This window comes from Actinoplanes siamensis, assembly GCF_016862395.1.
Lineage (GTDB): Bacteria > Actinomycetota > Actinomycetes > Mycobacteriales > Micromonosporaceae > Actinoplanes > Actinoplanes siamensis.
In genome coordinates, this window is sequence record NZ_BOMW01000015.1 from 103,318 (window position 1) to 115,307 (window position 11,990).

The following is an 11,990-nucleotide window of genomic DNA, read 5'->3' on the forward strand; positions in this document are numbered from 1 at the left end:
GATTCCCGTTGGTCGGATCCGTGCGGAACGTCGGATTAACCCGAAAAAACGCCACCATGCGGCCCGTCCCCTTGCTGGAATGGGAAAATGCGGTGGGATCAATCGGATGGGTTGACCGGGCGGCCTGATGCCCGTGTGCGGGCGACGCTGGAAGAGTGGCGGGATGGGCTGCTCGACCTCACCGGCGCCAATCCGCTGATCGACGTGCGGACCACGGCGCCCGGGGTGGTGGAGATCCTCAGCCCGTCGCCGCGCAGCGTGGTGGAGGCGCTCCAACGCGGCCGCGAGTGCGGCTTCCTGGGCATCGAGGAGCAGGCGGAAGGCCCGCGTCCACGCGCCCCGCACGTGTTCCAGACCGCGATGACCGACGCGGAGATGGACGCGACGCTGCGGTCGCTGCGCCGGGCCGCCCGCCGTGACCTGCTGGAACAGGGCATCGCCACGCTCTACCTGGCGGTCGGCACGGTCCGCTGGCGCGACGGCGAGAACGAGCACGTCAGCCCGATCCTGCTGATCCCGGTCGACCTGGTCACCCCGGACCCGCAGGACTACCCGCGGCTGCGGGCCCGCGCCGAGGACCCGATCGTCAACCCCGCGCTCGACATCTGCCTGCGCCGGCACCACATCGAGCTGCCCGCCGTGGACAGCCTGGCCGCCCTGGACGTCACGGTCTTCTGGGCCCGCCTGGACGCCGCGCTCGGCGACCACCCGGACTGGCACTCCGACGAGTCGGTGCTGCTCACCCGGTTCGCCGTGCACCGCGAGGTGATGTACACCGACCTCCTCGACCACGAACGGCGGATCCTCGCCCACCCGGTGGTCCGCGCGCTGGCCACCCCGCCGCAGGCGCAGTCCGACGCGTTCAAGTTCGACGTGATCTCCGGCCGGCGCATCGACGAGGTGGCCAGCCCGGACGACGTGCCGCTGGTGCTGGACGCCGACGCGGCGCAGCGGGCCTGCATCACCGCGGCCCTGCACGGCCGGACGTTCGTGATGCGCGGTGCGCCGGGCACCGGCAAGTCGCAGACCATCGCCACCATGATCGGCTGCCTGCTGCACGCCGGCCGCCGGGTGCTGCTGGTCGCCGAGAAGGCCGCCGCCCTGGACACCGTCCGGGACCGGCTGGAGCCCACCGGTCTGCACGACTACCTGCTGGAACTGCACAGCGGCCGGACCGGCCGGGAGCAGGTGGCGGCCGCCCTGGCCGCCGCGCTCGACTTCATCCCACTGCCCCCGCCGGACCTGTCCACCGACGAACGCGAGGCGCTGCGCGAGCACCGGCAGCGGCTCAACGCGTACGCCGAGGCGATGAACGAGGTCCGCGAGCCGCTCGGTCACCGCCTGCACGACGTGCTGGGCATGTGCGCGCAGATGACCGACGTGCCGCAGGCACCGGCACCGACGGAGCTGCCGATCCCGCTCACCACCCAGTCGCTGCAGCGGGTCCGCGACGCCGCCGAGCGCCTGGGCCGCGCCTGGCGGCCGGTCCGCGAGGGCGACGACTTCCTGTGGCGCGACGTGATCGACCGCAACCGGCTGGACGCCCGGCTGCACCAGGCCCAGACCGCGCTGGATCACCTGTCCGAGGCGATCGAACGGGACCCGTTGGCCGAGGCGTTCCTGATCGGCTCGATCGGCGAGGCGATCACCCTGACCACGCTGGTCGGGCACGCCGCCCGCCGCCCGCCCGAGGCCGCCGACGAGTGGCTGACCATGCCCAGCCTGGAACCGGTGGCCCGCTCCGCCGAGGGCCTGGCGCGCCACCTCAAGGCGCTGCACCAGGCCGAGGACGCGGTCCGCGCCCGGGCCGGGGTCACGTGGAGCTCGCTGCCGTCCCCCGCCAAGCTGCCGGTCATCCCGAGCCTGATCCACCTGCAGCCGCCGGCGATCGACTTGCTGCCGCTCACCGCCGCGCAGGCCCGGGGCCTGGCCCGCCGCTTCGCCGACGAGGCCGACCGGCTCGAACAGCACCAGCACAGCCTGGACCGGGTCACCGCCCGGCTCGGCCTGCCGAACGTGGTCGCCTTCACCGACCTGCCCCGGCTGGTCGCCATCGTGGACCTGCTGTCCCGGCCGGACAAACCAGAGCCGGCCTGGTTCGACGACCAGGGCATGCGGGCCGCCCACGCCGCGATGCGCAACCTGCGGCGCGCCGTCAACGTGATGAAGGCGGCCGAGGCCCGGGCCCGCGAGCACTTCAGCGAGCAGGCTCTGGACGAGCCGGTGGACGAGCTCGCCGAGCGGTTCGCCCACGAGCACAAGGGGATCCGCAAGCTGCGGGCGCCGTACCGGCGGGACAAGAAGGCGGCCGCCGAGATCGCCCGGCCGGACGTCAAGCGGTCCCAGGCGGTCGCCAACCTGACCGCGGCCGCCGCCTGGAAACGTGCCCGGCAGGAGCTCGACGAGACCGAGCAGGAGCACGCCGCCATCCTCGGCAGGCACTGGCGGGGGCTGGACACCGACTTCGACGCGATCGAACGGGCGCTGCGCACCACCGACGAGGTCCTCCAGGTCACCCCGCCGGAAGCCCTGCCCACCCTGATCGAGCGGATCTGCGCACCCACTCCGAACAGCGCGATCATCCGGATCGTCGGTGAGGCCGGCAAGGAGTTCGAGCGGTGGACCGCCGCGCTGCGCCCGCCGCCCGAGCCCGCGCCCCGCCCCCAGCTGGCCACCGGACCGATCCACGACGCGGTCACCTGGCTGCGCGCCCACGTCGAGCCGTTCACCGCGGTCGCCGAGCTGGTGCAGGCGTACAGCGCGGCGGCCGGCCGGGACTTCACCCTGGCCGAGGCGGCCGCGATCGGTCTGCTCCGGGAGAGCGCGTCGGAGGCCGCCGCCGCGCTGACGGCCAACGCCAAGGAGTACGCCCGGGTCCTCGGCAGCGCCTACCGCGGCACCCAGACCGACGTGGAGGCGCTCGCCACGGCGATGGCCTGGACCTCGGAGGCCCGGCGGATCCGCCACGGCGCCGACGTCGCGTTCACCCCCGAGCAGGCCGAGCTGCTCGGCCGCACCCGGCCCACGGACGTCCTGCCGGCCCGGGTCGCCGAGTGGCAGTCGGCCCGGGACTGGATCCTGCGCGCCTTCGCGCCCAGCCGGCACCCGACGCTCGGCGCCGCCCTGGACGACCGGGAGACGGCCCGCGAGCTGCTCCGCGAGCTGCTCGACGACAGCCGCGGCCAACAGGAGTGGTTCGACCACCAGGCAGCCCGCGCGGTGCTGGCCGAGCACGGCCTGGACCCGGCGGTCGATTTCTGCGCCCGCGCGGACCTGCCGGTCGAGCAGATCCTGCCGGTGCTCGGGCGCGCGCTCTTCGAGTCCTGGGCCGACGCGATCATCCGGGAGGACGACCGGCTCGTCCCGCTCGACGCGGCGGCCCGGGACCGCCTGGTCGCCGAGTTCCGGGCGTGGGACGCCCAGCTGCAGCGCGCCGCCGCGGCGGAGGTGATGAACGCGGTCGACGCGCTGCAGCCCGCCGACGCGGCCGCCGGTGAGGCGGCGCTGCTCCGCGCCTCCGCCGCCCAGCAGGGGCGCCGGTTGCCGGTCCGGGACCTGTTGGCCCGTACCTCGCATGCGGCGATGGCGGTCAAGCCGTGCCTGGTGATGTCCCCGGCCGACGTGAGCCGGCTGCTCCCGCCGGACCTGCACTTCGACGTGGTGATCATCGACGAGGCGTCCCGGGTCCCGGTGCCGGACGCGATCACCTGCGCCTACCGCGGCAACGCCCTGGTGATCTCCGGCGACGACCGGCAGCTCCCGGCCACCCCGATCCCCGGCGGCGACCAGCGATCGATCCTCGAACTGGCTCTGAGCTGCGGCGCCTTCCGGGTCCTCGACCTGGCCACCCACTACCGCAGCCGGGACGAGTCGCTGATCGCCTTCGCCAACCACGCCTTCTACCAGGGGAGGCTGAACACCTTCCCGGCCTTCGCGCCGGCCGGGCCGGACCGGGGCGTGCAGCTCTACCCGGCCACCGGCGAGATGTCGCTTGCCGAACTGGTCGCCACCCGGGTGGCGCACCACTTCGTCACCCGGCCGGAGCTCACGCTCGGCGTGGTGGTGTGCACCGCGGCGGACGCCCGGGACATCGAGGACGCGGTCGCCGACATGGTCGTCCCGCGCGAGGACGACCGGCTGCGCGGCTTCTTCATCAAGACCCTGGACGCCGTCCAGGGCGACGAGCGCGACGTGGTGATCTTTGCGATCGGCACCGACCTGGGGGAGCTGGCGGGCCGGGACGGCTGGCGCCGGCTCAACGTGGCGACCACGCGTGCCCGCCGCCGCCTCGAGGTGATCTCCGCGGTCCGCGCCCGCGATCTCTCCGAGACCGACGACAGCCTGCGGCAACTGGCCGCCTTCCTGGACTACGCGGCGCGCGGGATCAGCGCGCTGGACCTGGGAGAGGAGCAGCCGGGCGAGTCGCAGACCCCGTTCGAGGACTCGGTGCGCGACGTGATCCGCGGCTGGGGGTACCAGGTGCAGACCCGGGTCGGCGCCGGCGCCTTCCGGATCGACCTCGGGGTGCGCCGCTCGGCCCGGCGCAACGCGCCGTTCGCCCTGGGCATCGAATGCGACGGTACGACCTACGACTCGGCGCCCACCGCCCGCGACCGGGACCGGATCCGCGAGCAGGTGCTCGACTCGCTGGGCTGGAGGCTGCACCGGATCTGGGGGACGGCGTGGTACCTGGACCGGGAACGGGAGGAGACCCGGCTGCGGGCCGCGATCGAGGCCGCGTTCGCGGAGCTTCCCGACGAGGAGGCGCCGCCGGAGCTGGCCGTCGCGACAAGGCCGGCGACAGCGGAAGCGGCACAGGGAGTCGCCGGGCAGCTGGCCGCGGAGGCCGTCGCCGGGCAGCCGATCGCGGAGGCGGCGGAGGGCTACACCGCCGGGTACGCCGCGACGTCCGCCGAGGCCGCGACCCCGGCGACGTACGACGTGAGCGTACCCGCCGCAGGGGGATTCACCCGGGTGCGGGGCACGGACGGCCCGGGGCGTGAACCGTCCGAGCCGGAGTCCGCGCCCGTCTCGGCGTTCACCCGGTCGGCGGTCGACGAACGGGTCCCCGGTGAGCCCTCGTCCGGCGACGCCGGCGTCCCGGCGAGCTTCGCCGATCCCGGCCTGGTCGAGCGGGAGCACCTGTTCGCCTGGACCGACGCCCACGACATCGGAATGGCCGAGGCGGAAGCCGCGGCCGAGGCCGACCTGGCCGCCGCGCACGACACCGACAGCCGCCGCCCGATCCGCGCCGAGGCCGCCGTGGCCCAGGAGGAACCCATCCTCGCCGAGCTCGTCGAGGACGAGGAAAGCATCGCCACGGTCGCCGAGCCTGCGGCCCTTGCCGAGCAGGCGGCTCGGGCCGCGCGTGCGGCCCAGGCGGTCCGGGCCGAGCATCTCGTCACGGCGGAGCAGAGCGGCCTGGCCGGCATCGCGGCCCAGTTCGCCTTCGCTCAGGCCGGCGCCGAGGAGCTCGCCGTCGCCGAGGCCTACCTCGGCGCCCACCTCGAGACCGCGATCGCCCAGCTCCGCACCAACCGGGGGGAATCCGCCGAGTGGTCGGCCGCGGCGGAACCCGAGCCCGCCGCCGAACCCGAGATGACGGCGACGCGCGCCGCCCAGGCCGCCCGGCCTGCTCCGGCCGAGGAGGGCTCGATCCGCGCCGAGTGGCCCTTCGCCAGCCGCGCCGACGTTCCCGAGCGGGTCGAGTGGCCCACCGCAGGCCGCGATGGGGCCGGCGAGCGGGCGGCCGCCACGCCGCGGAAGAAGGTCTCCGAGGTGAAATGGCCGTCCGCGCCGCGGGACGAGCAGTCCGAGCTCGCCAAGCGTCCGGTCACCCCGCCGGAGCGCCAGGAGAAGCCGGCCGAGCCCACGGGGCGCCGTGTCTCGTCGATCGAGTGGCCCTCGGCCACGCGCGAGGAGCCGGAGGAGCGCGTGGTCTCCTCGGTCGGGTGGCCCCCCGCCACGCGGGAGGAGCCGGAGCCTGCGGTTTCGTCCGTCGAGTGGCCTGCCGACACCCGCGCCCGGCACGCGCGGCAAGCCCGGGCCGGTGAGACGGTTGGTCCCGAGGACCTGGCCGAGGTCGCCGCCCGCTTCGGCGTCGGCACCGAGGAGCTGGCCGCGGCCGCCGCGCAGTTCCTGATCGGGCTGGACGAGACCACCGAACCGGTCGACCGTCTGGGCGCGATCTCGCAGATCCGCGCCGAGCTGTCCGAGTCGGCCAACCTCGAACCAGGCCTGGCCGACGCCGCGGCCGCGGTGGCCGAGCAGTCCGTGCAGCCGCCCCGGGGCGGGCGTCACCAGTGGTACGAGGAGATGGAGGGGCAGCCGGACATCGCCGCCGCGGTCGCCGAGTTCGAGGAGACGATGGCCGCGCCGCCCGGCTGGACACCCTCGGTCACGGCCCCTCCCGAGCCGCCCGAGGGGGCGGAGTCCCGGCGCGACCTGCTGGCCCGGGCCATCGAGGCGCGTGCGGAGGGGGTGGCGGCCACCGACGAGTGGACCCACCCGTACCGCAAAGCGGATCTTCCTCCGCTGCCGGCCGGCGCCGTCCTCACCGACCCGGCACTGCGCTCCGATCTGATCGCGGCCGTGCGGCGCCTGGCCGAGATCGAGGGCCCGGTGCACATCAACATCGCCCTGCAGCGGATGCGCGAGGAGTGGGGCCTGACCCGGATCACCCGGCCGGCCCGCGCCGCGATCGAGGCCGTCATCGAGGAGGCCGGGGTGGCCTGGGACGGCACCTTCATCGGCGACCCGGACCAGGAGATCCCGCTGGTCCGCTTCCGCGCCGACGGGGTGGCCCGCAAGGCCGATCAGGTCTCCGACGCCGAGCTGGTGATCGCCATGGAGAACCTGGTGATCGACGGCGGGGTGCTCCCGGTCGACGAGCTGCTCGCCGCCGTGACCAGGCTTTACGGCTGGTCCACGCGCCGCTCCACAGATCTCGACGCCCGCCTGACCGGCCTGCTGGCCGACCTGGTCGCCGCGGGACACCTGCTGCAGCAGCCCAACGGGCTGGCCGCCGCGCACGGCCTGCCGGAGGCTCTCCAACTTCCGCATCACGAGTCCGCTCGCCGCCACGCCCGCCACACCTCCCACCGCTGACGATCCGCTCCCCACCCGCCGGCCGCCCCGTTCGTCGCGGGGCGGCCGGTGTGCCGCCCAGGTTGGACCCTGCCGGAGGCGGATGCAACCGGCCTGTGGACAACCGGGCCGGGCGGCTCCGCCTGTGGACAACGCGGTTTTTGTCGGCGGCCCGGCGTAGGCTCGCTGCCACGGGCGGATCGCCACTTTCCGTACCTGGTGGCGATTTTTGTGCTGCGCCGGCGGCGCCGTGCGGGAAATGCCGAGGAGGCGATTCACGTGACCATACGAGAATGTCCTAAATACGCCATTCACCTGTGCGAATGACTATCAGGAAAACGCCTGGTGAACGATTGTCTAGACCTCCGTCCGGGAGAACCTGAATTGCAGGAATGGATTATCGTGACGACGTGCCAGCGGTCATGGAAGCGACCAGAATCACCGCCCGGAATGTGGTCCGGAACGAAACACCCGCCCGCCTCCGGCTGTGGTCGGCGCTGGTGGTCCTCGCCACCGTCGCACTGCTCGCCGCGACCAGCCTGGTGATGGCGCGGGTGCGGAACCAGATCCGGATCATCGGCCGGGAGGCGGCGCCCCAGGCGGCCACCGCGGCCGATCTCTACTTCGCTCTCAGCGACATGGACGCGCAGGTCACCCGCCTGTTGCTGACCGGCGGCTCGGACGCGCTCGCTGGCACCCGGGTCGACGCCCAGCAGTCCTACCAGGAGCGGTCCCGGCAGGTCGACGCGGATCTGCAGCGTTCGCTGACCACCGCGGCCGGCGACGCCGAGCGGGCCGTAGCGCTCGACCTCCTGGACGGCCTGGCCGTCTATCGCCAGCGGGTCGGCCAGACGGTCACGGCGGCCGACGCCTCCGGGCAGGCCGAAGCCGGGAGGCTCGCGCCGGACGCCCTCGGGTACTACACGCAGGCGACGAACGTGCTGCACCTGCGTCTGCTCCCGGCGGCCGAGCGGTTGCGGGACGCCGCCACCAGCCGGCTCGACCAGGCGTTCGCGGACAAGCGCGCCACCGAGGCCACCGGGTACACGCTCGCGGTGCTCCTCGGCGGCGGTCTCCTGGCCCTGCTGACCTTCCTTCAGATGTGGCTGGCCCGGCGGTTCCGCCGCACGTGGAACCCGGCGCTGGCCGCCGCGACGGCGCTGAGCCTGGTCCTCGTCGGGGCCTCGATGATCGTGCTGGCCGCGCAGGCCGGCCGGATGGCCGCGGCCCGTGACGACTACCTGAACCCCTACCTGTCGCTCTCCCGGCTGCGGGCGGTGGGCTACGACGCGGCCGCCGACACGAGCCGCTACCTGGTCAGCGGCAACCTGGCGTACTACCGGGACAACTTCACGTCCAAGGCGGACTGCCTGGCCGCTGCCGACCCGGTCGCCAGGTACCGATGCGGCCCCGGCCTCGGCGAGCTCGCCGGCTCCGAGGCGCTCCGGCGCTGGCAGGCCTATCGGCGCGACCACGAGAAGGCGGTAGCCCTGGCCGGCGACGGCCGCAGCGAGGACGCGGTGCGGGTGGTGACCGGTATCCGGCGCGGTGACGCGGCGTTCGACTTCGCGTACTTCGATGCCGCGGCGGGCGCTGTCACGGACGTACGGAAGCAAAGTTTCGACCGTGCGCTCAGCGGCGCGGAACGCACGCTGCGCGGCTGGACGGTCATCCCGGTCGTGGTCCTCGCCGTGGTCGTCCTGCTGGTTCCGCTCGGTGTACGCCGCCGGCTGGCCGAATACCGCTGAGGGGTACGAGATGACGAAGCTCGCGGTGGCCGCCCTCGTCGCCCTCCTGCTGCTCACCGCCTGTGACACCCCGGAGAAGGAGGCCGAGCCGGTACCGTGCGCCTCCGGGTCCGCCGCCGGGCAGGGCTCGTCCGCGCAGGCCAACGCGGTCAACGAGTGGATCAGGCAGTATCAGATCGCGTGCGCCCAGGCCGCCGTCGCCTATTCCAGTGTCGGCTCCGGCGCCGGGCTCCGTTCGTTCCTGGCCGGGACCGGTGACTTCGCCGGCGCCGACGCCGTGCTCTCCGGCGCCGACCAGTCCGCTGCGGCGACCCGCTGCGGCGGCGCCCCACCCGTGCACCTGCCGATGGTGATCGGCCCGATCGCGCTGGCCTACAACGTGGCGGGCGTCGGCGAGCTGCGGCTCGCGCCGGCCACCATTGCCAAGATCTTCACCGGCGGGATCACGGTCTGGAACGACAAGGCGATCGTCGCGGACAATCCGGGCGTGGTGCTGCCGGCTACGCCGATCCGGGCCGTGCGCCGTGCGGACGGCTCCGGGACGACGTTGAATTTCACCCGCTTCCTGGCCGGGACGGCGAAGGCGGACTGGCCCTACGAGCCAGCCGACGCCTGGCCTGCCAAGGGCGGCGCGGCCGTGCGGGGCAGCGACCGGCTGGCGGCGGCGATCACCCGGACGGACGGCGCCATCGGGTACGTGGAGGCGTCCTACGCCCGGGTCAACGAGCTGGCCACGGCGCTGGTCGGGGACTCGCGCGGAGGTTTCGTGCCGCCGACCGACGAGGCGGCGGCGGACGCGGTGGCCGCCGCGAGAACAGTCGGTGGGGACGGCCTGCGGCTCGAATTCGATTACGACGACTTGTACGGTGGTGCCTACCCGCTCGTGCAGGTCACCTACGAGGTGGTGTGCCGGTCAGGGGCTTCGGCGGTGGCGCGGGGCTTTCTGGCGTACGCGGCCAGTTCCGCGGGGCAGGCGGCCGCCGGCTCGGCGGGATATGCGCCGCTGCCCGGCGCGCTCCGTGAGCGGGTGTCCGCGGCAGTGGCGGGGCTGCGCTGACGGGGTGACAGACCCCCGGAGCGGGCGGGCGCGGCGGTGCGGGTGGGCCGCGGTGCGGGCGCGGGCGGTGCGGGTGGGCCGCGGTGCGGGCGGGCGCGGCGGTGGCTGATGGCGCTGACGAGGTCGTAGCCGGGGTGGTGCGTGCGCTCACATAGGGATGCCTAGCATTACCCGGACGCTCCGGCTTCGGTAGAGTGAGCGCTAACATTTCGGAGTGAGGGGTGGCGACGTGACGATCGGGTCGGAGGCCCTGCGCCAGGACGTCTGGCTGGCCAACCAGGTGATCCCGAAGGCCGGGCTCGCGCAGCTCACCTGGGGCAACGTCAGTGGCGTGGACCGCGACGGCGGGTACTTCCTGATCAAGCCGTCCGGTGTGTCGTATGACGATCTCACGCCCGACATACTGGTTCCCGTCGACCTGGAGAGCGGCAAGGTGCTCGGCGGCGAGCTGCGTCCCTCGGTCGACACCGAGTCGCACCGCGCGTTCTACCTGGCGTGGCCGTCGATCGGTGGGATCACGCACACCCACTCGACCAACGCGGTCGCGTTCGCCCAGGCCGACAGGGACATTCCGGTGCTCGGCACGACGCATGCGGACACCTTCAACGGACCGGTGCCGGTGACCCGGGGACTGACCCCGGACGAGTGCGCGCACGACTACGAGTTCAACACCGGCCAGGTGATCATCGAGCTGATCGGGGACGACGAGGCCGCCGCCGCGATGCCGGCCGCGCTGGTCGCGAACCACGGCCCGTTCACCTGGGGCGCCAGCCCGAAGAAGTCCGTCGAGCACGCGATCATCGTCGAGGCGGTGGCCGAGATGGCGATCAAGACGCTCGCGCTGAACCCGCAGGCGTTCACCCCGCGGCATCTGCAGGAGCGTCACTTCAAGCGGAAGCACGGTCCGGGCGCCTACTACGGCAATCCCGGCGCCGCCAAGTCCTGACCCGCTCCCGGGGCGCACCCGCAGCCGACCGTCGCGGCAGCGAACGGCAGGTGCCGAACAGTGCGAGATCGGATCGTCCGGCGCCGCGCCCGTCTGGAGTCCACGCCGATGCACGTCACCGAGCACGGGTGGGGCACCGGCCCGGATCGTCCCTTCAGGCGCCAGGTGGAGATCCTGGAACTGGTGGTGGGCCTGCTGGTGGAGCGGTCCGGGGTGCTCAACGTGGACACGTACGAGCACTTCGCGCTGCGGGACGCGGATTCCGGCAATCCGGATCCGGTCTTCCAGCTCGGGCTGCTCCGGTCGGACTACTCGCGCAAGCCGGCGTTCGAGGCCTATCGGTCGCTCATCGCCGCGTACGGCCAACCGGTCGCAGCGGTCAGCGGTGCGGGGGATTGGTGAACTCGCGGACGATGGCTTGGACCCGCTCCCGCAGGGTGGGTGTCACGGAGCGGCTGTTCCCGGAGCGGGGAAGCGGGGCTCGCGCGTTCCGGATCGGCCCGGAGTCGCGGCCCGCCGACGGGGCGCTGTTGCCGGGCGTGCGCGCGGTGGCCGGCGTGGTGTCCGCGGTGGCCGATGCGGTGTCGGCCGGGCGCGGGCGCGGGACCTCGGCCGTGGCGGGGGCCGGAGTCGCCCGGGGCATGCCGGCGGGGCAGTGCCAGGTGAAGTCGACGCCGTCCAGGGTCACGGTGGCACCTGGCGGGCAGAGGCCGGTCCGGCGGTGGTCGGGGGAGTCGGTTCGTCCGTAACTGATCATCAGGCTGACCGTGGTGGCGTCCGGGTCGGTGTGCACGGCCCAGACCTCACCCTCCCCGGTCAGGCCGGTGGCGATGGCGGTGAGCACGGCGGCGCGGCCGCGTAGCGGGATGGTGATGTCGTGACCGAGCGGGTCGTGGACGCGCAGCGTTCCGGACAGCCGGGGGTGCCGGCCGCGGAGCCGGGCGGCGAGGTTCCTGACCGGGTTGGACTTGGATCCCAATCCGCTCACCTGTCCTTTCGTCGATTCAGCGATGCGGAGGCGGTTCGTCGGATCAGCGATGCGGAGGCGGTCCCTGGAAGTACGGTTCGCGGGGAGCGCGGGAGGCGGTTCGCGGGGAGCGCGGGAGGCGGTTCGCGGGGAGCGCGGGAGGCGGTTCGCGGGGAGCGCGGGCGG

6 protein-coding genes are annotated in these 11,990 nt (G+C 73.7%); 5 read left to right on the forward strand and 1 reads right to left on the reverse strand.

Annotation, left to right across the window (positions count from 1 at the left end; all coding sequences use genetic code 11):
• Nucleotides 1-135: 135 nt before the first annotated feature.
• The 5 genes from Asi03nite_RS07835 (at nucleotide 136) to Asi03nite_RS07855 (ending at nucleotide 11,239) form a co-directional block, all read left to right on the forward strand.
• Complete coding sequence (locus tag Asi03nite_RS07835; RefSeq protein WP_239102521.1) at nucleotides 136-7,107, forward strand: DUF3320 domain-containing protein; 6,972 nt, start codon at nucleotides 136-138, stop codon at nucleotides 7,105-7,107.
• Between the two features lie 389 nt (nucleotides 7,108-7,496).
• On the forward strand, nucleotides 7,497-8,834 hold the full coding sequence (locus tag Asi03nite_RS07840) for a GlnX family signal transduction membrane protein (RefSeq protein WP_239102522.1): 1,338 nt from the start codon (nucleotides 7,497-7,499) through the stop codon (nucleotides 8,832-8,834).
• 10 nt (nucleotides 8,835-8,844) lie between these two features.
• Nucleotides 8,845-9,891: a phosphate ABC transporter substrate-binding protein PstS gene (gene pstS, locus Asi03nite_RS07845; protein ID WP_203677757.1), complete on the forward strand. Its 1,047-nt coding sequence runs from the start codon at nucleotides 8,845-8,847 to the stop codon at nucleotides 9,889-9,891.
• Nucleotides 9,892-10,120: 229 nt separating this feature from the next.
• Nucleotides 10,121-10,837, forward strand: coding sequence for an L-ribulose-5-phosphate 4-epimerase AraD (gene araD / locus Asi03nite_RS07850; RefSeq protein ID WP_203677758.1), 717 nt, complete (start codon nucleotides 10,121-10,123; stop codon nucleotides 10,835-10,837).
• 60 nt (nucleotides 10,838-10,897) lie between these two features.
• Complete coding sequence (locus Asi03nite_RS07855; RefSeq protein ID WP_203677759.1) at nucleotides 10,898-11,239, forward strand: hypothetical protein; 342 nt, start codon at nucleotides 10,898-10,900, stop codon at nucleotides 11,237-11,239.
• Here the strand turns inward: Asi03nite_RS07855 and Asi03nite_RS07860 are convergent.
• Entirely contained in the window at nucleotides 11,217-11,825 is a 609-nt protein-coding gene (locus Asi03nite_RS07860; protein WP_203677760.1) for a hypothetical protein, read from the reverse strand. The genes Asi03nite_RS07855 and Asi03nite_RS07860 overlap by 23 nt on opposite strands.
• Nucleotides 11,826-11,990: the final 165 nt, after the last annotated feature.

What these genes read in the sequence shown, in the direction of transcription:
- pstS (WP_203677757.1), top strand. Translation starts at nt 8,845, where the DNA reads ATGACGAAGCTCGCGGTGGCCGCCCTCGTCGCCCTCCTGCTGCTCACC.